The sequence below is a fragment of the Streptomyces sp. NPDC047117 genome (assembly GCF_040643545.1).
GTDB lineage: Bacteria > Actinomycetota > Actinomycetes > Streptomycetales > Streptomycetaceae > Streptomyces.
This window is the reverse complement of sequence record NZ_JBEYUN010000001.1, coordinates 474169-498958: the sequence shown is the minus strand read 5'-3', so window position 1 is coordinate 498958 and position 24790 is coordinate 474169. Positions and strand designations below refer to the sequence as shown.

The following is a 24790-nucleotide window of genomic DNA, read 5'->3' as shown; positions in this document are numbered from 1 at the left end:
CGTCGTTGCGCTGTTCATCACGCCTCCTCCTGCGTCTTCTTGGCGAAGAACGCGAAGTACACGCCCAGCAGCGCCATGAGGATCACGGCGAGGACCAGGGCCTGGGCCGCGGCGGCGCCCACGTCGAAGCGGGCGGTCAGGAAGTCGTACACCCGCACCGCCACCACATCGGTGCCCGAGCCGCCGCCGGTGAGCAGATAGATGTCGTCGAACTTGTTGAACGTCATGATGAACCGCAGCACGCAGAGCAGTGCGATCACCGGCATCAGCTGCGGCAGCAGCACGTAGCGGAACCGCTGGGTGGGCGCGGCGCCGTCCACCTTCGCGGCCTCCTCCAGCCCGTCGGGGACCGCCTGGAGGCGGGCGAGGAGGAAGAGGAAGGCGAAGGGGAAGTAGCGCCAGGTCTCGAAGGCGATGACGGTGAGCAGCGCCAGCGGTATGTCGAAGTGCAGCCCGAGCAGGCTCACCTCGTACGAGCGGGTGGACAGGAAGGCGATCGGGTCGTCCCAGCCCAGCAGCCTGGTGCCCCAGTCGTTGACGATGCCGAGTTGGGGGCTGAGCGCGACCTCCCAGACGAAGGCGACGGCGACGACCGGCGCGACGTACGGCAGCAGCATCGAGGCGCGCAGCAGCCCGCGGCCCCGGAAGGGCTTGCGGAGGGCGAGCGCGGCGATGAGGCCGAGGGCCACGGAACCCGCGGTGGAGCCGACGGTGTAGAGCACCGTGGTCCACAGGCTGGACCAGAAGCCGGGGGAGCCGAAGACCTTGCCGAAGTTGTCCAGGGACCAGTTGCCCAGCAGGCTCATGCCCTGGATGTCGACGAGCTTGGCATGCTGGAAGGCGAGCAGCACGGTCCACAGGATGGGCAGGACGACGACGACCAGCACCACGACGAAGGTGGGCGAGACGAAGGCGAGACCGGCGCGGTTCTCCCGGGCGGCGGCGGTCTGCGCACGGCGCGGCCGGCGGCCGGTGCGTGGTTCGGTGGTGGGGGCGGCGTTCACTGGAGCGACTCCTTGAGGGCGGTGACTTCCTCGTCGGCCTCGCGGGCCGCTTCGTCCGGCGGGGTCTGCCCACTGGTCATCTCGCCGAGGGCCTTGGGGACGGGGAGTTCGCCGTTGGTGGCACCGACGAGGGCGCCCTCGCCCTGCGTGATGCCCCAGCGGCGCATGCCGCCGATGCCGTCCGCGATGCGGTCGAGCAGCCGGTCCGAGTAGAGAGCGTCGAGGGGCTTGCGCACCTTCGCCTCGACGCCGAGCCGGCTGTGGTGCCAGGCGCGGGTGTACTTGTCCGGATCGGAGGCCGTCCCCTCGCGGACGGGGATCTTGCCCTCGGGCGCCATCCCGAACCAGTCCTCGTACCCGGCACCCATCATGTACGCGATGAAGTCGCGGGAGGCGTCACGCTCCGCGCTCTTGGTCACCGCCCACGACGTGACCTCGCCGAACTGCGCCGGCTGCTTTCCGTCGGGGCCCTTGAGCCCGGTGACGATGCCGCTGTTGTCGGAGAGGAAGGACGGGTCCTTCTTGCACTCCGGGCAGCTGGGCGTGGCGTCGGCGCGCAGCCCCGTCAGCTCGTCGAGGAGGAACGAGGACCAGACGAGCATCGGTGAGCGGCCCGCGAAGTAGGTGGCGCGCGTGGTGTCGAGCGTCTGGGTGCCGGGGGTGCCGTGGTCACGGGCGAGCGACCGGTAGGTGGCGAAGCTGCGGCGGCACGCGGGCGAGTCGAGCGTCACCTTGCCCTTACCGTCGACGAGTTGGCAGTCGTTGGCGAGGGCGAGGCTCTCGAAACTCTGCTGGGTGAAGGCATCGCCGGGGTCGCTGGCGACGGATATGCCGTCCATCTGCCCGCGGTCCAGCTTCCGCGCCGCCTTGAGGAGCGAGCCGTAGCTGTCGGGCGCGGCCAGGCCCGCCTTCTTGAACAGGTCCTTGCGGTAGACCAGCAGCTGGAGCCAGGCGTCCGAGGGTACGGCGAGCGGCGTGCCGCCGTCGGAGGCCAGCCGCAGGGCGTTGGCGTTGAAGGTGCCGGCGCCGAGGTCCTTGACGATGTCGCCGGCGAGCCGGGTGTCGAGCAGCCCGTTGCTGTACATCTGCCAGGTCTGGCCGAGGGGGAGCGCGGCGATGACGTCGGGGAGGTTGCCCGCTGCCGCCGCCGACATGATCAGTTGAGGGAGCTGCCCCTCGTCCACGCCGACGAGGTTCACCTCGACGCCGGTCTTCTTCTCGAAGCGTCCGACCACCTTGCGGGTGGCCGCCATCCGCGCGGGCAGATTCTCCTGGGTCCACACCGTGATCTTTTTGTCCGGCGTCGCCCGCCCGTCCGCCTGCCCTGCCGAGCAACTCGTCAGCAGGGCGGCGGCCAGTGCCACGGCGAGTCCTGCCGCGGTCGACCTCGACCGTCGGGACCACATACGCATGCCACGTCCTCACAGCACTTCCGTTTATTTGTCCTGCATCTCAGCACCAGTTTTGTCTATTAACAAGACGTAACCCTGATGTATCTTCGACGAAACCGCTGAACTTACGTCCCTTCGGAGTCCCTTGTGGAGCGAGTTGTCCAGTTCGTCGGCCCCCGCGACGTCGAAATCGCCGAGCATGAAAGCGCACCCCTGCCCGCCGGTCATCTCCGGGTGCGCACCCGCTACTCCGGCATATCGGCAGGTACGGAACTGACCGCTTACCGGGGGACGAACCCCTACCTCACCCGCACCTGGGACGCCGAGGCCCGCATCTTCCGCGACGGCGCGGCCGGCATCACGTACCCGGTCGTCGGCTGGGGCTACTCCGAGGTCGGCGAAGTCGCCGAGGTATCACCGGAGTTGACCGACCGCCCGGACATGCCCGCCGTCGGCGACCTGGTGTGGGGCATCTGGGGCCACCGCAGCGAGGGCATCGTGCCCGCCGAGCGGATGGCGGGCCACACCCTGCCGCCCGGCCTGGAGCCGCTGGCCGGTGCGTTCGCCCGGGTCGGCGCCATCGCATACAACGCCGTACTGGGCGCGGGCATCAACCTCGGGGAGGACGTCGCCGTCTTCGGGCAGGGCGTCATCGGCCTGCTCACCACCCGCCTCGCCCAGCTCAGCGGCGCCCGTGTCACCGCCGTCGACGCGCTCGACGTCCGGCTGGAGACCGCCCGGCAGTACGGCGCCGAGCGCACCCTCAACGCCCGTACCGACGCCGTCGCCGAGCGCATCAGGGAGGCGACCGGCGGCCGCGGAGCCGACGCCGCCATCGAGATCAGCGGCGTCTACCCCGCACTGCACGAGGCGCTCCGGTCCGTCGCCGTCGACGGCCGCGTGGTCGCCTCCGGCTTCTACCAGGGCGACGGCGAAGGGCTGCGCCTCGGCGACGAGTTCCACCACAACCGCGTGCAGCTCATCTGCTCCCAGATCGGCGGTGTGCCCCCGCACCTGGCAGGGCGCTGGACCGTCGAGCGCCTCCAGCAGACCTTCCTGCGGCTGGTCGCCGAATCCAAGGTGGACGTGAAGTCGCTGGTCAGCCATGTCATACCGGTGTCGGACGTGGCCGATGCCTACCGCCTGCTGGACGAGCGCCCGCACGACGCCCTCCAGATGGTGCTGGAGTTCTGAGACGCGTACGGCGCTCCACCGCACGGCTCCGCATCGCACACTCCGTACCGCACGAAAGGCCCGAAGCATGCTCAAGACCGCCTGCCAGGAACAACTCCTGCCGGGAGACACCCTCCAGCAGAAGTGGGAGTTCGCCCGGGAAGCCGGTTACGACGCCATCGAACTGCGCGGCAAGGGGGACTTCCACTTCCGCGAGCGGCTCCCGGAACTGCGCAAGGCCGCGGCCGACGGCGTCGTCATGCCCACCGTCTGCGTCGAGATGCTGCACTTCCTCGGCGACTTCGACGCCGACCGGCGGCGCGACGCCGTGGCACAGATGAAGTCCCAGCTGTCGGTCATCGCCGAACTGGGCGGCACCGGCGCGCAGACCCCCGCCTCGTACGGCATGTTCTCGCGGCGGCTGCCGCCCTTCGAGCCGCCCCGCGACGAGCACGCCGACCGGGAGGTCCTGCTCGCCGGACTCACCGAACTCGGCGAGCACGCCCGCGCCGAAGGCGTCACCCTCTTCCTCGAACCGCTCAACCGCTACGAGGACCACATGGTCAACCGGCTCGAACAGGCCGCCGACCTCATCAGCGAAGTGGGCCTGGACTCGGTCCGCATCGGCATCGACAGCTACCACATGAACATCGAGGAGGCCGACCCCGCCGCCGCCATCCTGGCCGCGGCCCCGTACATCGGCCACGCCCAGGTCAGCGACTCCAACCGCTTCCAGCCCGGCGCCGGACACCTGGACTGGGCCGCCTGGCTGGGCGCCCTCGACGCCGCCGGGTACGAAGGCCACCTGACGGTCGAGTGCCGGCTGACCGGCGACCCGGTACAGGCCGTACGGTCGATCCCGCCCTTCCTGGCGAGGGCCGCCGGATGACCCCACCGCCACCGACCGCAGCACCGGCGGCGCTCCGCACACCGCCGAGCGCCCCGGTACGTCCGGCGGACCGGGGCACGCTGCGCCGCGCGGCCCGCCGCGTCCTCCTGCGCAACTGGACGGGCGCCGCCACCGTCCCCTCGCACGGCCTCTACCCGCACCAGTGGAGCTGGGACTCCGCCTTCATCGCCATCGGCCTGCGCCATCTCTCACCGCTGCGCGCGCAGCGGGAGCTGGAGACGCTGCTCGGCGCGCAGTGGGGCGACGGCCGGATCCCGCACATCGTCTTCAACCCCGCGGTGCCGCTGGACGCCTACTTCCCCAGCCCGGACTTCTGGCGCTCCAGCACGGCCGGCGCGGCCGCCGGCGCGCCCCGCGGTCTGGAGACCTCCGGCATCGTCCAGCCGCCCGTCCACGCGCTGGCCGCCCTGCTGGTGCACCGGACCGACCCCGCGCTCTCCCACGGCCGGGGCTTCCTCGCCCGGGTGTACCCGCGCCTGGTGGCCTGGCACCGCTATCTCACCGAGCAGCGGGACCTGGGCGGCGGCGGCCTCGCCGCGATCGTGCATCCGTGGGAGCCGGGCATGGACAACAGCCCGTGCTGGGACCGCCCGCTGGCACGCGTCGAGCCCGCACCGCCCGGCGCGTTCCGCCGCGCGGACCTCGACCACGGCGCCGCCGCCGACCGCCCCACCGACCTCGACTACGGACGCTACGTACGGCTCGCCACGGACTACCGCGACCGGGGCTACCGGGACGGTGTCGGCACGCCGTCCGGGAAAACAACGCCCGGCACCGCCTTCGCCGTCGAGGACCCGGGCGTCAACGCCCTCCTCATCGCCTCCGAACACGCCCTGGCCGAGATCGCCACCGCGCTCGGCGCCGACCCGGCGCCGCACGAGCACCGCGCACGCGCGCTCACCACGGCGCTCCTGGAGCGGCTGTGGGACCCGGCCGCCGGCCAGTTCCTCTGCCGCGACCTGGTCGCCGGGGAACTGCTGCCCGACCGCAGTGCGGCCGGCCTCCTCCCGCTCCTCGTCCCCGGCCTGCCCCGCACGGTGGTACGCGCGCTGCTGGACACCGCCCGTGGCCCGCACTTCGGCCTCGGCACCACGGTCCCGCTGCTGCCCAGCTACGACCTGCGCGGCCCCGCGTTCGACCGGTACCGCTACTGGCGCGGGCCCGCCTGGTTCAACGTCAACTGGCTGATGGAGCGTGCCCTGCGCCGGTGCGGGGAGAGCACGGCCGCCGACGCGCTGCGCACCGCGGCACTCGACGCCGCGGCCGCGTCGGATTTCGCGGAGTACGTCGACCCGTACACGGCCGAGGGACGCGGCACCCGCGACTTCAGCTGGACCGCGGCCCTGACCCTGGATCTGCTGGCCGATCCCGGCCGTGACCGCGACAACCACCACGACACCGTCTCCGACGGAGAAGGACAGCGATGACCACGACGGACCAGCGCGTCCTCGTCCACGACGGCACCTTCGCCGTACTCGGCCCGGCCGGTGACATCACCGGCGTACGGGGTGCCGCACCCGACGGCCTCTTCCTGCGCGACGCCCGGCACCTGAGCCGCTGGCAGCTCACGGTCGACGGCGCGGCCCCCGTCGTCCTGGTCCCGGCGACGGCGGGCGACGCGACGACGCCATTGACCTCCGTACTCACCCCGCACGGCACCCGCGACGAACCGCCCGCCTACACCGTCTTCCGCGAACAGGCCGTACTCTCCGGCGCGTTGACCGAGCACATCCGCCTCACCAGCAATCGAGGCGAGACCACCACGGCCACCCTGGAGATCACGGTGGACGCCGACTTCGCCGACCAGTTCGAGCTGCGCGCGGACCACCGCGCGTACGCCAAGCCGCACACCGTCCGTACCCGGGACGCGCGTGAGGACGGTGTCGAGTTCGGCTACCGGCGCGGCCCGTGGCACTCGCGTACGACGGTCACCGCCGAGCCGCCGCCGGCCAGGGTCCAGAAGGCCGAGCCGACGGCCAGGACGGCCGACGCGGCGAAGCAACACCATGCCCATGCGCGGAAGCTGTGCTGGCAACTGGAGCTGCCCCCGCACGGCACCGCCGAACTGCGGCTGCGGGTGACCGCACACCCGCACGGCGCTCACCGGCGCGAGGCCGACCGCACCGCCGACGCGGATCCGCGGGCGGTGGCACACCGGCTGGCCGCCGAGGTCGCCGACTTCGCCGACACGGCGTCTCTCACCACCGGCCCGCACGACACGCACTGGCCCGAGCTGGACCGCGCCTGCGAACAGGGCCTCGCCGACCTGGCCGGGCTGCGGGTGACCGTACCGGGGCCCGACGGGCAACCCCTGCGCGTGCCGGGCGCCGGTGTGCCCTGGTTCCTCACCCTCTTCGGCCGCGACTCCCTCCTCACCTCCCTGTTCGCCCTCCCGTACCGGCCCGAGCTCGCCGAGGCCACGCTGCTCGCGCTGACGGCGGCCCAGGCCACGGCTGCCGACCCCGCGCGGCTCGCGCAGCCCGGCAAGATCGTGCACGAGATCCGCCACGGCGAGCTGGCCTTCTTCGACCAGGTCCCCTACAAGCGCTACTACGGGTCCGTCGACTCGACCCCGCTCTACCTCGTCCTGCTCAGCGCATACGCCGAGGCGGCCGGCGCCCCCGGCACGGAGCTGGCCCGCCGGCTGGAGGCGCCCGCCCGCGCGGCCGTGGACTGGATGTTCCGGCACGGCGGACTCGACACCCACGGCTATCTCGCCTACCGGGCACACGAGGGCGGCCTCGCCAACCAGAACTGGAAGGACTCGCCCGGCGCCATCTGCACCGCGGACGGCACCCGCCCCGAAGGCGCGGTGCTGGTCGCCGAGGTGCAGGGGTACGCGTACGACGCACTGCTCCGCACCGCCCGGCTCGCCCGCGACCTCTGGGACGACGCGCCGTACGCCGCACGCCTGGAGTCCGCGGCCGAAGCCCTGCGGCAGCGGTTCACCGCCGACTTCTGGCTGGCCGACCGGGCGTTCCCCGCGCTCGCGCTGGACGGTGCGGGCCGCCGCGCGGACGTCCTGGCCTCCGACGCCGGCCATTTGCTGTGGTCCGGCATCCTGGACCAGGAAGCGGGCGAGACGGTGGGCAGGCGGCTGCTGGAGCCGGATTTCTTCTCCGGCTGGGGCGTCCGCACACTGGCCGCCGACCAGCGGCCGTACCACCCGCTCTCGTACCACCGCGGCAGCATCTGGCCGCACGACAACGCCCTCGTCGTCCTCGGCCTGGCCCGCTACGGCCTGCACAAGGAGGCCCACACCGTCGCGCACGGTCTCGTCGAGGCCGCGGCCCTGCACGGCTACCGGCTCCCCGAAGTCCTCGCCGGCTACGACCGCGACCTCCACCCGGTCCCCGTCCCGTACCCGCACTCCTGCTCCCCACAGGCCTGGGCAGCGGCCACCCCGCTGGCTCTGCGCACCGCGGTGCACCACACCGGCGGGCCGGCGGGGAGCCGCCCCGCGGGTAACCCCCTCAGCCGTCCAGCCCCGCCTCCCACCTGAGCCGCCTCAGCGCCCGGTCGCTGAAGAGGTGCCGGCCGCGGTCGAGCAGCCGGCCGACCTCCGGGTCCCCTCGCCGTGCGTCCGCGGCCGGGCGCCAACGCACGACCGCCTGCTCGGCCCGGGTACACAGCTTCATGTCCGGGCCGTCCAGCAGCTTCACCGCCGCGCGCAGCGCCACGGCCCCGCCGTGCGCGTCGAGCAGGCGGAAGGCGGCGCCCCGGACGTGGCGCGGTCGCACGGAACCGGTGCGCTCCAGAAGCCGGTCGGCGGGCAGCTCCGCGGCCGACGGCAGCAGCGCGGCGGTCACCTCGCGGACGACAGCGGGCACCGGGTCGTCGAGCAGCGGCCACACCGTCGCGGTGTCCACACGGTCCAGCGCGCGCAGTCCGGCGACGGCCTGAGCCCGCACCGCACCGACCGGGTGGGCAAGCAGTGACCGAAGCAGCACGGCATCGGCGCGATCGCCGCACTCGGCCAGCCCGATCACCGTGCCGGGCAGCAGCTCGGCGTCGTCCAGTTCTGCGCACCGCTTCCGGTACCAGGCCGTCGGATCACCGCCGTACTGCCGTACGACGTACCGGGCGCAGGCACGGACCACGGCGGACCGGTCGTCGAGGAAGGGCTCCGCTTCCCGCGGGCGGCCCGCGCGCCGCAGGGCGGTGACCCCGGTCGAGCGGACTCGCGGATTGCGCGCGGCCAGCAGCGGCGCGAGCACGTCGTCGTAGGTGTCCTGATCCGTGTTTCCCATGGTGGCGAGTGCGGTGAGTGCGGCATCGGCGCACAGATCCTGCACGACGTTGTCCTCGTCCCGGGCGGCGGCGCGGGCCAGTTCGGCGGGGCCGAGGCGGCCTTGCCCGATGGCCAGCCGGTAGGCGAACCGCCGTACGCCGCGGTCGGGAGCGGCGAAGAGGACGGCGAGCCGGTCCCGAGGCGCACCGCGCAGAACCTCTTCGAGCAGCTGGACACCGAAGACGCCCCGGTCCCGGCGGCCCACACGCAGGATCAGGGGCGCGAGGCGGACGGCGGTGTCCACGTCCAGTGTGTCGCGCAGCAGTTGCCGGGCGTACTGACGTACCGGTGCGACCCAGTCGGCGCACCGGATCACCAGCAGCGGGAGCAGCCCGGGGTACTGCTCTGCCCGGCGCACCGCCACCTCGCGGATCCGCCCGTTGCGATGGCAGAGCGCGACCGCGAGCCCGGACTCGCCGGCCTGCGCGAGGTCGTCCGGCAGGGTGGCGGCGCACTCCCACTCCGGTATCGGCCCGCCCGGTCGGTACCAACGCACCTCCCGTACGCCCGCGTCCAACGCGAGCCACGCACCGGGATCGGCGGCCCCCAGAACGTCCCGCAGCGCCTCCCCCTCAGCGAGCCGCACCGCCAGCACCTCACCACGCCGCACGTCGTCCCCGGACACCGTGCCTCCCCCCGTTCCATCAGTCGTATCGGGTGATCGTACGGCGCGGGGTGCACGCCTGGCGCACGAGTATTCCGCGGCCCCGCTTCCGGCGGGCGGGAGCGGGGCCTTACGAGCGAGGCGTACGCGAAGTCGTCCTCACCTCCGCCTCGTCCTCCGTGGCACCACGGCCGAACCGGCCTGACCCGCCGCACGTCCGTAACGCGGCGGCCGCCGAACGGTGTTCAGGCCACGATGACGGTCGTACCGGCCCGGTCGAGGGCGGTGCGGAGGTCCGCCGGGCACGGTGTGTCGGTGAGGAGGGTGTCGAAGCCGCTCAGTTCGCACACGCGGTGGGCGGCGGTGCGGCCGACCTTGGTCGAGTCGGTGAGCACGTAACGGTGGGAGGCGTTGGCGAGCATCGCTCGTTTGGTGGCGACCTCGTCGAGGTGGAAGTCGGTCAGGCCGTAGGGGGCGAGACCGCCGGAGCCGACGAACACGGCGTCCGCGCGCAAGTCGGTGAAGAACTGCACCGCCTGGGCGTTCGAGCAGGCCAGGTCGCCGGGCCGGAGCCGGCCGCCGCTGACCAGCACCTCGACCCGGGGCCCGGGGCTGACCTCCGCCGCCACGAGCAGTGAGGGGGTGGCGATCACGCCGGCGTGGTCGGCGGGCAGCGCGCGGGCCGGTTCGAGTGCGGTGGTGCCGACGTCGATGACGACGGTCTGGTGGGGCTCGATGAGCCCGGCGGCTGCCCGGCCGATGGCCTGCTTCTCCGCGGCGAGGGCGCCGCTGCGTTCGGTGAAGGACGCCTCTTCCCCGACCGGCGCCTGAGGGGTGGTCGCGCCGCCGTGCACCCGGGAGAGTTCGCCGCGCCGTTCGAGCAGGGCGAGGTCCCTGCGGACCGTTTCGTGGGTGAACGGCGTCTCACCCACCGGCGGGCCGGTCCACATCGGGTTGGGGTAGCCCCCCATCGGTACGGAGGGACGGGTGCCGGGGAGTGTCAGTGCCCGTTGCCCGCCCCGATCGATGCCGTCAGTATCGGCAGGGCGCGGTGCAGTTCGCGTTCCCAGTACGGCCAGGTGTGGGTGCCCGGGCCGTAGAGGTCGGCCGTGACGCGCAGGCCGTGGGCGCGGGCCCGCTCGACGTACCGTTCCGACATGCCGCCCAGCCAGTTCTCCAGCGCGTCCGGCTGGGCATCGGGCGGATCCAGCGGCCCCGGCGTCCCGTTGCCCGTGGAGACGAACACCGGGAAGCCGCGCGGGAGCCGGCGGACCAGGTCGTACGGGTTGTGCGCCCGCCAGATGCCGGCCTGGGCCTGCGGGTCGCCCCAGAGCGCCGTCGGGTCGTCGGTGTATCCGGCGACGACGTTCAGGAGCTGCTGCGGATCGGCAGTGGTGTCCACGACGCCGCTGAACGAGGCGGCCGACCGGAACATGCCCGGATGCCGTCCGGCGTACGACAGGGCACCGAAGCCGCCCATCGACAGCCCGGCGATGGCCCGCCGGTCGTTCGCCCGCAGGTTGCGCTCCACGAGCTGCCGCACCTCGGTGAGGTGGAAGGTCTCCCAGGCGGGCGTGCCGCCCGCGCCGTGGTTCCACCAGTTGCTGTAGAAGCCCATCGGGCCGCCCTCGGGGAGGACGATCAGAGCCCGCGTCCGGGCCGTCGCCCGTACGACGTCCGTGTTATCCGTCCAGGCGCGCCAGCCGGGAGTGCTGTCGCAGCAGCCGTGCAGCAGGTACAGCACCGGCAGGCGGCGATGGTCCCGGTCGTAGCCGGTGGGCAGCAGTACGCGGGCGTGTCCCTCCCGGCCGAGCGCGGGGGAGTGGATGGTCAGGTCGAGGATGCGGTCGTCGACCCGCTCGACGGCGGTGAGGTACGCGCCGTCGTCGGCCCGTACGCCCGGCAGCGCGTCGGCGGGGGCCGGGGCGGGGGCTGCTGCGTGGGCCGACGGCGTCATGACGAGCCCGGTGCACAGGAGCAGCAGGACGGTGAGGACGGACCGGACGATGCGGAGGCGCGCGGGTCTGCGGCGTCCTGCGCCGGGGCGACGACGTGGCATGGGTGGCTGCTCCTGTCCGCTGCGAACGGCTACCGGGGTGAGGGCATGACCAGTGCTGAACGACGTTGTCCCGCTAGGGACTTGGTGAAGCTAGAGCCGCGTGGGGCGGGAGTCAAGGGTCCGGGCCCGCGGCTGTCGGTCCGGGAAGTTTTCCGGAATTTCCGCTGCCGTTTTCGCGTCTGGCGTGGGATTCGGCGGAACGGTGCGCCATTTAACGTGTGCGAGCCGCCGTATCGGAAATCGATCAGCGGGAGACGTACAACCATCTCCGCGAGTCGCCGGTCTTCTTGGGTGGTCGGAGATTTCCGCAGGGCGGCATTGTTCCGCATAACCGTCAGGGCAGCCGCGCGGACTCTTCGGAAAAGTCACGCACTTATGTGCGAATCCCAGGAGGTATTCCGTCGTGAGATATGCCAAGCGTGCCCTCGTCGGGCTGGCCTGTGCGTTTGCGCTCATTCCGGCCGGTTCCGCAATGGCCGGCAGTGGTCCGGCGCCCGCCCCGTCGGAGCGGAGCCTGGCCAAGTTCACCGCCCCTTCGGCCGCCGGAAATCCGCTCAGTGCAAAGGCGCAAGCGGCCGGTGTGTGCAGCGACGCCCATGCGATCGGGGAAACCGGATACATCACCCGCCAGGGTGTGAAGATCGCATCGGTGAAGCAGTTCTACTCCCCGAAATGCCAGCAGAACTACGGCTACCTGTGGGTCTGGGATTCCTTCCGGGACAAGGCCGGTGACTACGACGTCAGCACGGCCGTCTACAGCTACTCCCAGGACGAGATTCTCGGCAAGCGAGCCTGGACGAACAGCACCGCCCAGGAATTCTGGTCCAACGGCACCGACACCGTGACGGACTGCACCGCGGGCGTCGGCTCGCTGCGCCCGGCCGGGGACCCGTTGGCCTCCCAGGGGGCCAGCACGAAGCGCTGCTGACCAGTGAGTCATGTGCCCGGTGGAGGGGGGCTCTGCCGGGCACAACTGCTGCAAGAACGCCGGAGGCCCCGGGCCTCAGGCGCCGGTTGAGACACCGGACGAGGCGCCGGGCAGAATCACCGTCACCCCGGCGCCCCGCGCTTCGTCCATCGCCGCCAGGGCCGCCGGCGCGGCGTCCAGCGGGAGGGTCGCGGTCGTCAGCAGGTCCGGGCGCAGGGTGCCGGACCGGACCAGGTCCAGCATCGGCGGGTAGGCGTGCGCCGCCATGCCGTGGCTGCCCAGGATTTCCAGCTCCAGCGCGACCAGCCGGTCCATCGGCACCGGTATGGGCTGCGGGAGGAGCCCGACCTGTACGTGCCGGCCGCGCCGCCGCAGGCTGCCGACCGACGCCGCGCAGGTCGCGGCCGAGCCGAGAGCGTCCAGCGAGACATGGGCACCGCCGCCCGTCAGCTCGCGCACCGCCGCCGCCGGATCCGCGGTACGGGAGGCGTCCACGCATTCAGCGGCGCCGAATTTTCGCGCCAGGTCCAGCGCGCCCGGCGAGCGGTCGACCGCGACGACCTGCGCCCCGGCCGCCGCCGCGATCATCACGGCGGACAGCCCGACGCCGCCGCACCCGTACACCGCGACCCATTCGCCCGCCGCCACCCGCCCCTGCGCGGTCACGGCCCGGAAAGCGGTCGCGAACCGGCAGCCGAGCGACGCCGCCGTGACGGAGGACACCTCCTCGGGCACCGCGATCAGGTTCACGTCCGCATGATCGAGCGCCACGAACTCGGCGAAGGAGCCCCAGTGGGTGAAGCCGGGCTGCGTCTGCCGCTCGCACACCTGCTGGTCGCCCGCCGCGCAGGAAGCGCAGCTTCCGCAGGCGCAGACGAAGGGCACGGTCACCCGGTCGCCGGGACGCCAGTTCTCGACCCGCGCACCCACCTCCGCCACGACCCCGGCGAGTTCATGGCCCGGTACGTGCGGCAGCGTGATGCCGGAGTCGTGGCCCATCCAGCCGTGCCAGTCGCTGCGGCACAGTCCGGTGGCCTCGACCCGTACGACCACGCCGTGCGGCGCCGGTACGGGGTCGGGGACGTCCCGTACCTCGGCCGGTTGCGCGTATCGCTCGAACACCACAGCTCGCATGGCCCCGCCTCTCCTCGGAAGACTGCCGCCCCGTGCCGGGACGCGCAGCAGCCTTCCCGTCCCGGCCGACCGCTATCCGCGGCCCGGCGGGCGAATACCCCCGCGCGACCGGCGCGGAAAGTTCAATACACTGACAGAACGATGAAGACGACGGGGGCAGGGGTTGCAGTCGCCGCGCAGGTGAGGCCCGGGGGAGACGGAAAGCGAGGAGCGGTGGGGGCGCTCCGGTAGTTCGAGCCGATCACCGCGATGGACATGCGTACCGCGGCGGAGGGCGTCCTGGCCGCCGCCCCGGCGCCCCGACGACCAGACTTCCGACGACGGACCGACCGAGGTCCGGCGCGCGCCGCCGTGCCCGCGCCGATGCCGACCGATACCAGTGAGGTGTGCCTGACCATGATCGAACCCGCGAACGCCGAGGGCGCCGATTCGCCCCGCGGCAGTTCCCCCGCGCGCGCCCCCGTGCTGATAGCCGTGCTCGTCGTCTCGGCCTTCGTGATGATCCTCAACGAGACGATCCTGAGCGTCGCGCTCCGCGACCTCACGGTCGACCTGGGGATCTCCACCACGACAGTACAGTGGCTGACGAGCGGCTTCCTGCTGACCATGGCCGTGATCATCCCGATCACCGGTTTTCTGCTCGAACGTTTCACCGCGCGCCAGGTCTTCCTGGCCTCGCTGACCATGTTCAGCGTCGGCACGCTCGTCAGCGGCCTGGCCCCCGGCTTCGGCGTGCTGATGGCCGGGCGCGTGATCCAGGCGTGCGGTACCGCCGTCATGCTGCCGCTGCTCATGACCTCCGTGATGCGCCTCGTGCCGCCGGCCAAGCGCGGCGCGACGATGGGCACGATCAGCATCGTCATCGCGGTCGCCCCCGCCGTGGGCCCGACCGTGGGCGGCGCCGTGCTCGCCTCGCTGGGCTGGCGGTGGATGTTCTGGATCGTGCTGCCGCTCGCCGTGGCCGCGCTGGTCACCGGCGCGGTCCTGATGCGGCTGAACAGCGAGACGCGGCAGGTGCCGCTGGACGTCCTCTCGGTCGTGCTCTCCGCCATCGGCTTCGGCGGAGTCCTCTACGGCCTGGCGTCCGTCGGCGAGTCCGGCGGCGGGGCGCACACCCTCCCGCCGTGGATCCCGATCGTGGTCGGCCTGGTGTCGCTGGGCCTGTTCGTCGCCCGTCAGCTGCGCCTCCAGCGGGACGACCGCGCCCTGCTCGACCTGCGTCCGTTCAAGACCCGCCCCTTCAGCGTCGCTTTGGTCCTGTCGGCGCTGCTGTTCATGTGCCTGCTGGGCGTCGGATCGATCATGCTGCCGCTGTATCTCCAGACCGTGCTGCGTACCAGTACGTTCGTCAGCGGTCTGGCCGTCCTCCCCGGCGGTCTCCTGCTCGGTCTGCTGGGCCGCCCCGTGGGACGGTTGTTCGACCGCTTCGGTGCTCGCCCCCTGGTGATCCCGGGCGCGCTCGCCCTGGCCGTGTCGCTGTGGCTCTTCACGCTCCTCGGCGCCCACTCGCCGCTGGCCGCGGTCATCGCCATCCACATCCTGCTGATGGCCGGGCTCGGGCTGATGATGACGCCGCTGATGACCGAGTCGCTGGGCGCGCTGCCCGATCACCTCTACTCCCACGGCAGCGCGATCCTCTCCACCCTTCAGCAGGTGGCGGGCGCGTTCGGTACGGCCGTGTTCGTCACCGTCGCGTCGCTGAGCACCTCCGACCCGTCGGGCGCTCCGGACGCCGGGGGACTGCGTACGGCGTTCATCGTCGCGGGCGTCATCGGCCTGCTCGCGTTCGCCACGTCGCTGTTCGTCAGCCCCAAGGCACGGCCCGCGCACCAGGACCACGCGCCGGCGGCCGAGGGCACGATCGAGACCGAGGGCGCGATCGAGGCGGAGAAGGAAGCCGCCGGAGCCGGGGCCGCCCCCACCCGCCTCGACAAGTAGCGGCGCGGCCGGTGCCCTCGCGGGCGAGCGGACGCGGTACGCCGGGACGACGGCGGACCGGGGGCGGTGGTCGGCACACCGCCGCCCCCGGGGACCGGGAAGCACCGGCCGGACCGGCGACGCGACCCGGACCCGCCCCGCGTCAGTGCGGCTGCGCCGCCGACGCCGTGCCTCAGTGCGGCTGCGCTGCCGGCTCCAGGACGAAGACCGGGATCTCGCGGTCGGTCTTCTTCTGGTAGTCCGCGTAGTCCGGGAACGCCTCGACCGCGATGGCCCACCACGCGGCCTTCTCCTCCCCGGTCACCTCGCGCGCCACCATGTCCTGGCGCACCGGTCCGTCCTGGAGCTCCACCCGCGGGTCGGCCACCACGTTGTAGTACCAGACCGGATGCTTGGGGGCCCCGCCCAGCGAGGCGATCACGGCGTAGCGGCCGTCGTGCTCGACACGCATCAGCGGCGTCTTGCGGATCCTGCCGCTCTTCGCGCCGATCGTGGTCAGGATGATGACCGGCAGATCCCGTCGTTTCTCGTCGTCCGGTCCGACCATGGGGCGCAGTGTCGTGCCCTCCGTACCACCGGAGCTCTCGTACAGCTCCACCTGGTCACGTACCAACTTCGTGGTGCTCGGTTCGTACTCGCCCTTGAGCGGCATGTCACCATCTCCCAGCTCTGGAACAGTCCTCGTCTGCGGTTCGTGGTCCCGTACAACACACAGGGCGGATCCGATCATCCCTCGTACCGGGCGCACTTGCTCCGCGCCGTCGAACCGACCGGCTCCGGCGACACAACCTATCGGGCGTACCTGCGCCCGGCTCGCAATCGAGCCGGGCGTGGCCCGTCGTCAGGCGTCCGCGAGGGTGCGCGTGTCGAGCCCCAGCCAGTCGTTCAGCCCCTCTTCGCCGGCGGGCAGGATGCGTACGACCCGGCTGTTCGGCTTGCGTTCCACCCAGCCGCGTTCGATGCAGCAGTCCAGGAGGGCGGCGCCAACGGCCCCCGACAGATGGTGGCGCTGCTCGGTCCAGTCCACGCAGTACCCCACCGTTTTCCGGCGGGTCCCGGGGACCGTCACGCCGATCGCCGCCAGCATCTCCCAGCCGTGCGGGGTGAGCCGGTAGTCCAGGTCGTGGCCGCGGGAGGACAGCCGGTCCCGCGTGGCGCGGTCCGGGTCGTGCCTGCCGTCCCCGCCGACCACCGCCCGCTGCTCGATGAGCGCGCGCATGATGCCGACGCCGAGATGCCCGGCCAGGTGGTCGTAGCAGGTACGGGCGACACGCAGCGCGCCGGCGCGGGTTCCGGTGCGCAGCGAGGTGGGGCGGAAGGGCGGGGCCAGCCGGGCCAGTGACTCGATGGCGCGGGCGACGTCGGGAGAGGCCACGCTGTAGTAGCGGTGCCGGCCCTCCGTGCGGACGTGGAGCAGCCCGCCGTCCACGAGCCGGCTCAGGTGGCCGCTCATGGTGAACAGGGAGACCCCGGCCTCCGACGCCAGCATGGACATCGGCAGCGCACGCTTGTCGAGCAGCGCCAGCAGGACGCGCGCCCGGGTCCGGTCGCCCATCAGCGCGGCGGGGTCGGCGAAATTGGCGTCACCGGCAAGCTCACGAGCTGGGCAGCCGTTCCGCTTTCCAGGCCGGCATGGCGCTGTTCCTCCTCACGTCGGCCGCCTGCGGCCTCGCGCCGTCCCTGCCGTTCCTCATCGTGATGCGGCTGCTGCAAGGGCTGGCGGCGGCACTCGTCGTACCGACCTCGCTCGCCCTCATCCACGCCTCGTACGCCGACAAGCGGGACCGGGCCAGGGCGATCGGCGTGTGGGGCGGGATCGGCGGCCTGGCCGAGGCCTCGGGCCCGGTCCTCGGCGGCCTCCTGACCGCGGCCTTCGGCTGGCGCGCTGTGTTCTCCGTGAACCTGCCGGTCGGCATCCTGGGGCTCGTACTGACGGCCCGTTACGTCGTGGCGCCCCGGCCCGCACGAGGCGCCGCGCTCGATCTGCCGGCTCGGCTCCTCGGCATCCTGGCGCTCGGCGCGATGACGTTCGGGATCATCGAGGCGGGGCACTCCGGCCGGCCCGGTCCGGCGGTCCTCGCGGCCCTCGCCCTGTCCGTCCTCTGCGGCGCCGGCTTCCTGCTGGTGGAGAAGCGCGCCGCCGACCCGATGCTGCCACCGGGACTGTTCCGCAACACCACCTTCTCCAGCGCCACCGCCGTCGGGCTCCTCCTGAACACCGGCTTCTACGGCCAGTTGTTCGTCGTCAGCTTCTACTTCCAGCAGTACCGCCACTTCCCGGTGCTCTGGGCGGGACTGGCACTGCTGCCGCAGACCGCCATGGCGGCCGTCGCCTCCACCCTCGCCGGCCGGATGACGGCCCGCACTGGACCACGGAGGCCGATGCTGCTGGGCCTCGGGCTGGGCGCACTGGGCTTCCTGGGACTGGTCCTGGCAGGCCGCGGCACGCCCTACCCGGCCCTCGTACCGCCACTCGCCGCCATCGGCTTCGGCACCGCCCTCACGATGCCGGCCGCGGTCGCCGCCGTCGTCGAATCGGCCCCCGCACACCGCGCCGGACTGGCCTCGGGGGCGTTCAACGCGGCCCGCCAGGTCGGCAGTGCGGTGGGTGTGGCACTGCTCGGCGCGCTGCTCACACCGGCGTCCGCCTTCCTCCACGGCATGCGCGCCGGCTCACTGATCAGTGCGGCCTGCTTCACCGCGGGAGCCCTGCTGACCCTGCGTGGCGTGGAGCATACGCGGCGGGGAGTTGGAACGGCCTGACGGCGGGCTCACTCGAAGGCGTTCAGCAGTTGTTCGTAGGCCTTGTAGACGCGTCGTGCCTTCTGGAGGTCCCGCACCGTGGCATCGGGAATGGCGCGGAAGTACGAGCAGGCGGTGACCTGGTGGGCGCGAATACGGTCCTTGATGCCGGGATCATGTATGCCGGGGTAGTCCTCGGTGTGCTCCATGATGGCGTCGAAGATGTCGGGAATCTGCCGGGCGAAATCGTCGATGTAGGCGTCCCAGTCACCGTCGTAGGACGTGGCGAACAGCAGGCGTGTGTCCTCGTCGAAGAGGACCCACCGCGCGTCGTGCAGCGTGCCGATCCGCTGGGTCACCTCCCTGCTGAGCTGCCCGAACGTGTTCTGCCGGAAGATGTCGCGGATCAGCTTGCCGTGCCCGGGCTTCACCTTGAAGAAGAGGGTGAACTCGGAGGTGCGGCCGTCCGTCAGGCCCGGCCGGGCCGGCTTCGCGGGGTTCGTGGTCATCTCGGATCCCTTCTCGGCGACGTGCTGGGTGCGCTGCCTCCGTACGACGGGCCGCGGGACTCCGGCCGGCGTGAATCAGGTGTCGAGGCCCGCGATCCAGCGCAGGGCGCGGATGCCCGGCATGAAGAGGTACTCGCCGCCCTTGGTGACGACGAAGCGGGGCAGTTGCCCGTACTGGCGGCGGCGGGGACGCGGGTGCAGCGGAACGGTGAAGGAAGCGGTCCCGTCGCGGTTTCCGGTCAGGGGGTCCTGCTCCGTCTCCAGCCCGGCGAAGTTGCCGTCGTTGGTCCACTGGCCCTTGACGAACTCGAACTGCCGGACGAGGTCGGTGCCCATGAAGAGGAAGACGACGCCCCGTTCGGCTCCGTCGTCGTCCAGCTGCCCCTCGGGCAGCTCGGGGCCGTAGGGGGTACCGCGTCGCAGGAAGCAGTGCCGGCGTACGTCCCCGGGGTCGTCCGGGGAGTTGCGGGGGTTCATGCGCCGGATGTGGGCGCCGACCGGGCAGCGCCGGCCGCCGGGATCCTGTGCGCGGTAGGTGAAGTCGTTGTTGCGGGTGGCATCCGCGGCGAGCGCGGGATCGTCCTGGGCGGGAGCGAGCACCAGGGGTGCTCCGCTGCGCCAGCGGCCGACCATCTTGGCCGCGAGCAGTTCCCCTTCCTCGGGCGAGGAGGAGTTCGCCTTGAGGTAGCGCCGGAACTCGGCGGTTTTCACGTGCAGTTTGCGGAGGGCGACGTAGGTGCCGTTGCGGCGCAACACGTCGGGTACAGGCTGCGAGGCGAGGTGCTCGAGCTGGTCCGGACAGCCGAGAACGAACTCGCCGGCCTTGACCGCGGGGCCGGTGCCGGGCGGATCGCCGTAGTGCGTGGGGTCATCGGCGCCCGCCCGGTCGCTCCAGGGCGCCCCCGCGCCCTCGACGTTCGGTTTGCTGATGTTGTCCACGAAGCCCAGGTGCGTGCGTCCGGTCGGCAGCTGCGCGACCTCCAGCCGGTGGAGCAGCTGTACGGCGGGCAGACCGCGCAGGGCTTCCCGTACCGCCGCCAGCAGGGATTCGAGCGCGTGCCTGCCCGCGGCGAAGGAAGCCACGACGAGGTGCACGTCGGGGCTGCCCAGTGGGGCGTCCCAGTGCTCGGGGGCGCTCTCTCCGGTGTCCCCGAGCCGGTCGGCGCGGGCGGCCATGCCCTCGCTGAACGCAGTCGGGAAGCTGCCCAGCGACTCCTGCCGCACTCCCAGCGCCCGCAGCCCGGAATGGCTCAGCGCGATGCTCAGCCACGCGCCGCCGGGAGGGGCCCACCACCGGTCCGCCGAGGCGACGTACGGCAGCAGGCGCGCGAGCAGCCGACGGCCGTCCGACGGGCTGTCGATACGGAGCAGCAGGTAGCTGCCGACGCAGGGAACGGGGCGCTTCCGCAACAGGGCGCCCTGGATGTCGTCCAGTTCCAGCACCTGCGGTGCGGACGGGCTCGTACGGTCTGCCATGGTGATGCGCCTCCCTCCTCTGCGGTGCGGCCGGCTCACGCGTCAGGGACCGGTGGCGGGGCCGGACACCTTCGGTGTTGTGGTCCTCGGATCCGGTGCCTTCAGCGGCAGCACCTCGTCCGCGGTGCGCGGCTCGCGCCGTTCCTGGTGGTTGAGCCGGTGGCGCAGGACGGAGGAGCGGCGGTAGGCCTCCTTGCGGGCACGCATGATGCTGCCCAGCGGCCGGTGGGCAGCGGTCACCCGCCAGGGCGTGAAGGACAGGGCGTCCATCCGTTCCAGGTTGTCCGCGCCGGAGATGTCCTGCGCGGGGAAGCGGAGCCTCGCCACCGTGACGTACGGAGACAGCCACTCCGGCCATTCGACCGTGAGGTCGTCGACCGGCATGCGGTCCAGGCCGGTACAGAGCTGGACCTGGATGCGGAAGGCGTAGGGCCGCTCGCGCAGTTCGGCCACCAGCGCGGGCCGGAAGAAATCACCCTTGGCGGCAGGGTCCATGGACCGCTCGGCCACGGCGACCGCACACATGGGATCGGGGGCGAGGCGCACCTTGGCGACATGGTCGCCGTGCCGGACCGCGCCCATCGTCGTGTAGGTCGACAGCAATACGTTCACCAGGGGCCGTTGGGCGAGGGCGAGGAAGGCGAGCAGCTCTTCCCACGCCCACTCCTCCGGCGCCAGCGTCCCCATGCCGGTCACGTAGTCGCGGCAGAAACGGCGCCGGCCCGGCCTCCCCTCCGCGAAGTAGGCACCTGCCCGGAGGAAGAGCTCCTGGACGAAGAGGTAGTGCCGGACAGTGCTGCAGAAGAACACCGGCGCGTTGATGGTGGTGCAGTCGAAGGTCCCGCTGTCGGGTTCGTCCTCCAGCAGCGTCGGACCGTCGATGCCGAACATCTTCAACGCCAGCCCTACGGAGCCTCCCAACTTGTCGTCGGGCCCGGGGCGTGCGGAGCCGTTGGAGAACCGCACCAGCGCGTCGTGCCTGCCCGGAGTGGCGTAGATGCCCTGTGCGTACTCCGCGGGGAGCCCGTCCAGGATCTCCACTTCGCCCCGGACCAGTCCGTAGCCCTTGCTGTGCGCCTCGCGCAGCGCCCGGCCGTTGCCGTCGGACGTCATGGAGCCGGTGACGTGCTGCTCCATCGTCGCGATCAACTTCCGTACGTTCTCGTCGAAGTCCGGTTCGACGCTTTCCACGTCCGGTGTGTAGGCGATGAACTGCGGTGACATGACCCGACCGCCTTTCGTCTCCGCGGCCGACCGGAACGGAACAACACGCACGTCCGGCGGGCGTTCTGCCGGACCCACCGTACTCACGCGCGAAGCGTTGGCGACAGGTCGAAAAGCGGCCCGGAGGCGGCGTGCGGACTGAGGTCACAGGGCCCGCCGGAGGGGTACGGGGGAGGCGGGCCCTCGCTGATGGCTGTCCGTTGCGTGCCGATGGGTGCCGTTGGGTGTCCATATGGCGCTGTCCGGGGTAGCTTGTGAGGGATTGCCACGCGGGGAGGGCGAGAATGGGCGATCACGGAACAACGGGGGAGTTGCGTTTCGAGGCACTGGGCCCGCTGCGGGTGTGGCGGGACGGAGTGGAGCTGAATCCGGGGCCGGTGCAGCAGCGTGTGGTGCTCGCCGTGCTGCTGCTGCACGCGAACCGGCCGCTGCCGCGGGAGAAGCTGATCGACGCGGTGTGGGGCACGGCGGCTCCGGGACGCGCGGTGAATCTGGTGCAGCGGCACGCCGCCGGGCTGCGCAGAGTGCTGGAGCCGGACCGGCCGGCCCGTTCCCCGTCCCGGCTGCTGACCTGGACCGAGAGCGGATACGTCCTGGCCGTACCGCCCGGCGCACTGGACCTGGACACCGTCGACGAGCAGATCGAGCGGGGCAGGGCGGCGCGGACCGCGGGTGACTGGCGGACGGCGGCGGAGGCGCTGCACGCGGCGTTACGACAGTGGCGGGGCCGGCTGTGCGAGGGCCTGACCGGCCCGCTGCTGGACGCCGAGCGGGACCGGTTGGAGGAGCACCGGCTCAGCGTGCTGGAGGAGCGCATCGAGGCCGACCTGGCCCTGGGCCGGCACGCCTCGGTGGTGGCCGAACTGGCCGGGCTGGTACGCGAGCACCCCCTGCGGGAGCGGTTGTGCGAGCGGCTGATGGTGGCCCTGTACCGGTCGGGTCGCCAGGCGGAGGCGCTCGCGGCGTACCGCACCACGCGAACGTTGCTGGCCGAGGAGCTGGGCATCGAGCCCGGCCCCGAACTCCAGCGGCTGGAACAGGCGGTACTGAACGCCGACCCCGCCCTCACGCCGCCCGCACCGCAGCAGTCCCCGCCGCGTCCGGTGCCGTGCCTGCTGCCCGGCGACGTCGCGGGCTTCGCCGGCCGCACGCGCCAACTGGCGGAACTGGACGCGCTGACGAGCCCGGACCCGCACTCGACGGCCGCGGTGATCTGCCTGGTCACCGGTACCCCGGGCGTCGGCAAGACCGCGCTCACGGTGCACTGGGCACACCGGGTACGACAGGCCTTTCCCGACGGGCAGTTGTATGTGAACCTGCGCGGCTACGACCCCGAACAGCCGATGAGCGCCGGGGAGGCGCTCGCCCGCATGCTGGCCGCCCTGGGACTGCGTGGCCAGGACATCCCCCTGGACGTCGCCGACCGGTCCGCCCGGTACCGCAGTGAACTGGCCGGGCGCCGCATGCTCGTCATCCTGGACAACGCCGCGACCCCCGAGCAGATCAGGCCGCTGCTGCCCGGCACCGCAGGCTGCCCGACCCTGGTGACCAGCCGCGATGCCCTGCCGGGTCTGGTGGCCCTGCACGGAGCCCACCGCATCGACCTCGACCTGCTGCCCGCCGAGGACGCCCACGCCCTGCTGCACCAGCTCATCGGGGAGCGGGTGGCGGCCGAGCCCCGGGCCGCCGGCGTACTGGCGGACCGGTGCCGCCGGCTGCCCCTCGCGTTGCGTCTCACCGCCGAGCTCGCCGCAGCCCGACCCCATCAGAGCCTGGCCGAACTGGCCGCCGAGCTGGCCGACCGGGAGCGGCAGCTGGACCTCCTCCACGACGACGAAGACCCCAGCGCCGACGTGCGCGCGGTGTTCTCCTGGTCCTACCAGCGCCTGCCCGGCGAGGCCGCCCGGGCCTTCCGCCTGCTGGCCCTGCACCCCGGCCCCGACTGGAACACCGATGCCACCGCCGCGCTCACCGGCACCACCTCCGAGCAGGCCGGCCTGCTGCTCGACCGGCTGGCCCGCGCCCACCTCATCCAGCCCACCGGCCCCCACCGGTACACCATGCACGACCTGCTGCGCGCCTACGCCGCCGAGCTGGCCGCCACCACCGACCCGCCCGCCGACCGACACGCCGCGCTGACCCGCCTCTTCGACCACTACCTGGCCAGTGCCACCACCGCGACGACCACGCTCCACCAGCACCGGGAGGACCAGCGCCCGCTGCCCACCCATGCCCCGCCGGTCACCCCCGTACCGCCGATCGACGGACCGGAGGCGGCGCGCGCCTGGCTGGACGCCGAACGCGCCAACCTGGCCGCCGTCTGTGCCCACGCCGCCGGCCACGGCTGGGACGGCCATGCCGTGGAACTGGCCACCACGCTCTTCCGCTACCTGGACACCGGCGGGCACTACGCCGACGGCCTGGTCATCCACACGCACGCCCAGCGCGCCGCCCGGCACAACGGCGACCACAACGGCGAAGCCTACGTACTGACCCACCTGGGCTACGTCTACTGGCGCCAGGGCCACTTCCCGCGGGCCGTCGACCACCACCGCAGAGCACTGGACCTCTTCCGGCAGACCGGCAACCGCGACGGCCAGGCGTCCGCCCTGACCTACCTCGGCCTGGTCCACTGGCGCCAGGGCCACTACCCGCGCGCCGTCGACCACCACGACCGGGCCCTCGGCCTCTTCCGCCGGACCGGCAACCGGTACGGCCAGGCGTACGCCCTCCTCTTCCTCGGCCTGGTCCACTGGCGGCTGGGCCGGTACGAGAAGGCCGTCGACGAGCACCGCCGGTCGCTGGACCTCTTCGAGCAGCTCGGCGACGGGAACGGCCAGGCCTACGCGCTCACCCACCTGGGCCTGGACCACTGCGAGCAGCGGCGCCACCAACAGGCCATCGACCACCTCTCCCGGGCGCTGGACCTCTTCCGGCGGACCGGCAACCGCGACGGCCAGTCCTACACACTGACCCACCTGGGCCTGGTCCACTGCCGGCAGGGCCGCTACCGGCAAGCCGTCGACCAGCACTGCCGAGCCCTGGAACTGGCCCGGCAGACCGGTTACCGCGCCTGCGAGGTCGAGGCGCTCAACGGCCTCGGCGAAGCCACGCGGGCGAGTGGCGAACCGGCCGTGGCGCGTGCCTGGCACGCCGAGGCGCTGGCCAAGGCCGTGGAGATCGGCGAACGGTTCGAGCAGGCCCGGGCGCACGAGGGCATCGCCGCCCTCCACCACGCCGCCGGCGACCTCCAGCAGGCCCGCCGGCACTGGGAACACGCCCTGCACCTGTACGCCGGCCTCGGCGTCCCCGCGGCCGACACCGTGCGCGCCCGGCTGGCCGCCCTCGACCGCGAGGACCTGGTCGACAAGGAGGCCGACCCGGCTCCGCACCTCTGAGGGTGGTCA

19 protein-coding genes are annotated in these 24790 nt (G+C 72.3%); 8 read left to right on the top strand and 11 right to left on the bottom strand.

Going from position 1 to position 24790, the window contains the following annotated elements; genetic code table 11:
* Positions 1 to 17: 17 nt before the first annotated feature.
* Together ABZ840_RS02340 and ABZ840_RS02335 are read right to left on the bottom strand one after the other, a co-directional pair.
* Complete coding sequence (locus ABZ840_RS02340) at positions 18 to 1004, bottom strand: sugar ABC transporter permease (protein ID WP_361551867.1); 987 nt, start codon at positions 1002 to 1004, stop codon at positions 18 to 20.
* Positions 1001 to 2416, bottom strand: a complete 1416-nt coding sequence (locus ABZ840_RS02335; protein ID WP_361551864.1) for an extracellular solute-binding protein — start codon at positions 2414 to 2416, stop codon at positions 1001 to 1003. Before ABZ840_RS02335 ends, ABZ840_RS02340 begins: the two co-directional genes overlap by 4 nt.
* Positions 2417 to 2542: 126 nt before the next feature.
* On the opposite strand from ABZ840_RS02335, the gene ABZ840_RS02330 reads away from it, so the two are divergent.
* From ABZ840_RS02330 to ABZ840_RS02315, 4 genes are all read left to right on the top strand, one after another.
* Positions 2543 to 3589, top strand: coding sequence for a zinc-binding alcohol dehydrogenase (locus tag ABZ840_RS02330; RefSeq protein WP_361551861.1), 1047 nt, complete (start codon positions 2543 to 2545; stop codon positions 3587 to 3589).
* A 67-nt stretch (positions 3590 to 3656) separates the two neighbouring features.
* Entirely contained in the window at positions 3657 to 4457 is an 801-nt protein-coding gene (locus ABZ840_RS02325; RefSeq protein WP_361551858.1) for a sugar phosphate isomerase/epimerase family protein, read from the top strand.
* Entirely contained in the window at positions 4454 to 5905 is a 1452-nt protein-coding gene (locus ABZ840_RS02320) for a hypothetical protein (protein WP_361551855.1), read from the top strand. The genes ABZ840_RS02325 and ABZ840_RS02320 overlap by 4 nt, the downstream gene beginning before the upstream one ends.
* A complete protein-coding gene (locus tag ABZ840_RS02315; RefSeq protein ID WP_361551852.1) occupies positions 5902 to 7980 on the top strand; it encodes a glycogen debranching N-terminal domain-containing protein in 2079 nt (692 codons plus the stop codon). Before ABZ840_RS02320 ends, ABZ840_RS02315 begins: the two co-directional genes overlap by 4 nt.
* On the opposite strand, the gene ABZ840_RS02310 is transcribed toward ABZ840_RS02315, so the two are convergent.
* From ABZ840_RS02310 to ABZ840_RS02300, 3 genes are all read right to left on the bottom strand, one after another.
* On the bottom strand, positions 7952 to 9394 hold the full coding sequence (locus ABZ840_RS02310; RefSeq protein ID WP_361551849.1) for a hypothetical protein: 1443 nt from the start codon (positions 9392 to 9394) through the stop codon (positions 7952 to 7954). The two genes, ABZ840_RS02315 and ABZ840_RS02310, sit on opposite strands and share 29 nt — an antisense overlap.
* A 224-nt stretch (positions 9395 to 9618) precedes the next feature.
* Complete coding sequence (locus tag ABZ840_RS02305) at positions 9619 to 10344, bottom strand: DeoR/GlpR family DNA-binding transcription regulator (protein ID WP_361551846.1); 726 nt, start codon at positions 10342 to 10344, stop codon at positions 9619 to 9621.
* 29 nt (positions 10345 to 10373) lie between these two features.
* Positions 10374 to 11432, bottom strand: coding sequence for an alpha/beta hydrolase family protein (locus ABZ840_RS02300; protein ID WP_361551843.1), 1059 nt, complete (start codon positions 11430 to 11432; stop codon positions 10374 to 10376).
* A gap of 472 nt (positions 11433 to 11904) precedes the next feature.
* Here ABZ840_RS02300 and ABZ840_RS02295 point away from each other — a divergent pair, with 472 nt between their 5' ends.
* Positions 11905 to 12360, top strand: a complete 456-nt coding sequence (locus ABZ840_RS02295) for a hypothetical protein (protein WP_361552384.1) — start codon at positions 11905 to 11907, stop codon at positions 12358 to 12360.
* A gap of 75 nt (positions 12361 to 12435) precedes the next feature.
* On the opposite strand, the gene ABZ840_RS02290 is transcribed toward ABZ840_RS02295, so the two are convergent.
* The gene (locus ABZ840_RS02290) at positions 12436 to 13494 is read right to left on the bottom strand and encodes a zinc-dependent alcohol dehydrogenase family protein (RefSeq protein ID WP_361551840.1); all 1059 of its coding nucleotides are present in this window, start codon (positions 13492 to 13494) and stop codon (positions 12436 to 12438) included.
* Positions 13495 to 13890: 396 nt separating this feature from the next.
* Between ABZ840_RS02290 and ABZ840_RS02285 the strand changes: the two genes are divergently transcribed.
* Complete coding sequence (locus tag ABZ840_RS02285) at positions 13891 to 15432, top strand: DHA2 family efflux MFS transporter permease subunit (protein ID WP_361551837.1); 1542 nt, start codon at positions 13891 to 13893, stop codon at positions 15430 to 15432.
* A 172-nt stretch (positions 15433 to 15604) separates the two neighbouring features.
* On the opposite strand, the gene ABZ840_RS02280 is transcribed toward ABZ840_RS02285, so the two are convergent.
* The gene (locus ABZ840_RS02280; protein ID WP_361551834.1) at positions 15605 to 16084 is read right to left on the bottom strand and encodes a nitroreductase family deazaflavin-dependent oxidoreductase; all 480 of its coding nucleotides are present in this window, start codon (positions 16082 to 16084) and stop codon (positions 15605 to 15607) included.
* Positions 16085 to 16273: 189 nt separating this feature from the next.
* The gene (locus ABZ840_RS02275; protein WP_361551831.1) at positions 16274 to 16987 is read right to left on the bottom strand and encodes a helix-turn-helix transcriptional regulator; all 714 of its coding nucleotides are present in this window, start codon (positions 16985 to 16987) and stop codon (positions 16274 to 16276) included.
* Positions 16988 to 17034: 47 nt separating this feature from the next.
* Between ABZ840_RS02275 and ABZ840_RS02270 the strand changes: the two genes are divergently transcribed.
* Positions 17035 to 18195, top strand: coding sequence for an MFS transporter (locus ABZ840_RS02270; RefSeq protein WP_361552381.1), 1161 nt, complete (start codon positions 17035 to 17037; stop codon positions 18193 to 18195).
* An 8-nt stretch (positions 18196 to 18203) separates the two neighbouring features.
* Here ABZ840_RS02270 and ABZ840_RS02265 read toward each other — a convergent pair whose 3' ends face one another.
* The 3 genes from ABZ840_RS02265 to ABZ840_RS02255 all read right to left on the bottom strand — a co-directional run bounded on the left by ABZ840_RS02265 (position 18204) and on the right by ABZ840_RS02255 (position 21383).
* Positions 18204 to 18683 (bottom strand): hypothetical protein, encoded by a 480-nt coding sequence (locus ABZ840_RS02265; RefSeq protein ID WP_361551828.1) that lies wholly within the window; start codon positions 18681 to 18683, stop codon positions 18204 to 18206.
* 75 nt (positions 18684 to 18758) lie between these two features.
* Complete coding sequence (locus ABZ840_RS02260; RefSeq protein WP_361551825.1) at positions 18759 to 20159, bottom strand: Dyp-type peroxidase; 1401 nt, start codon at positions 20157 to 20159, stop codon at positions 18759 to 18761.
* 42 nt (positions 20160 to 20201) lie between these two features.
* A complete protein-coding gene (locus tag ABZ840_RS02255) occupies positions 20202 to 21383 on the bottom strand; it encodes a catalase family protein (protein WP_361551822.1) in 1182 nt (393 codons plus the stop codon).
* Between the two features lie 284 nt (positions 21384 to 21667).
* Here ABZ840_RS02255 and ABZ840_RS02250 point away from each other — a divergent pair, with 284 nt between their 5' ends.
* A complete protein-coding gene (locus ABZ840_RS02250) occupies positions 21668 to 24781 on the top strand; it encodes a BTAD domain-containing putative transcriptional regulator (RefSeq protein ID WP_361551819.1) in 3114 nt (1037 codons plus the stop codon).
* Positions 24782 to 24790 lie beyond the last annotated feature (9 nt).

Coding starts and splice junctions, on each gene's coding strand:
- ABZ840_RS02335 (WP_361551864.1), bottom strand. CDS start 2,416: ATGCGTATGTGGTCCCGACGGTCGAGGTCGACCGCGGCAGGACTCGCC.
- ABZ840_RS02325 (WP_361551858.1), top strand. CDS start 3,657: ATGCTCAAGACCGCCTGCCAGGAACAACTCCTGCCGGGAGACACCCTC.
- ABZ840_RS02320 (WP_361551855.1), top strand. CDS start 4,454: ATGACCCCACCGCCACCGACCGCAGCACCGGCGGCGCTCCGCACACCG.
- ABZ840_RS02315 (WP_361551852.1), top strand. CDS start 5,902: ATGACCACGACGGACCAGCGCGTCCTCGTCCACGACGGCACCTTCGCC.
- ABZ840_RS02305 (WP_361551846.1), bottom strand. CDS start 10,344: ATGGGGGGCTACCCCAACCCGATGTGGACCGGCCCGCCGGTGGGTGAG.
- ABZ840_RS02300 (WP_361551843.1), bottom strand. CDS start 11,432: ATGCCACGTCGTCGCCCCGGCGCAGGACGCCGCAGACCCGCGCGCCTC.
- ABZ840_RS02295 (WP_361552384.1), top strand. CDS start 11,905: ATGGCCGGCAGTGGTCCGGCGCCCGCCCCGTCGGAGCGGAGCCTGGCC.
- ABZ840_RS02290 (WP_361551840.1), bottom strand. CDS start 13,494: ATGCGAGCTGTGGTGTTCGAGCGATACGCGCAACCGGCCGAGGTACGG.
- ABZ840_RS02285 (WP_361551837.1), top strand. CDS start 13,891: ATGATCGAACCCGCGAACGCCGAGGGCGCCGATTCGCCCCGCGGCAGT.
- ABZ840_RS02280 (WP_361551834.1), bottom strand. CDS start 16,084: ATGCCGCTCAAGGGCGAGTACGAACCGAGCACCACGAAGTTGGTACGT.
- ABZ840_RS02275 (WP_361551831.1), bottom strand. CDS start 16,987: ATGGGCGACCGGACCCGGGCGCGCGTCCTGCTGGCGCTGCTCGACAAG.
- ABZ840_RS02265 (WP_361551828.1), bottom strand. CDS start 18,683: ATGACCACGAACCCCGCGAAGCCGGCCCGGCCGGGCCTGACGGACGGC.
- ABZ840_RS02260 (WP_361551825.1), bottom strand. CDS start 20,159: ATGGCAGACCGTACGAGCCCGTCCGCACCGCAGGTGCTGGAACTGGAC.
- ABZ840_RS02255 (WP_361551822.1), bottom strand. CDS start 21,383: ATGTCACCGCAGTTCATCGCCTACACACCGGACGTGGAAAGCGTCGAA.
- ABZ840_RS02250 (WP_361551819.1), top strand. CDS start 21,668: ATGGGCGATCACGGAACAACGGGGGAGTTGCGTTTCGAGGCACTGGGC.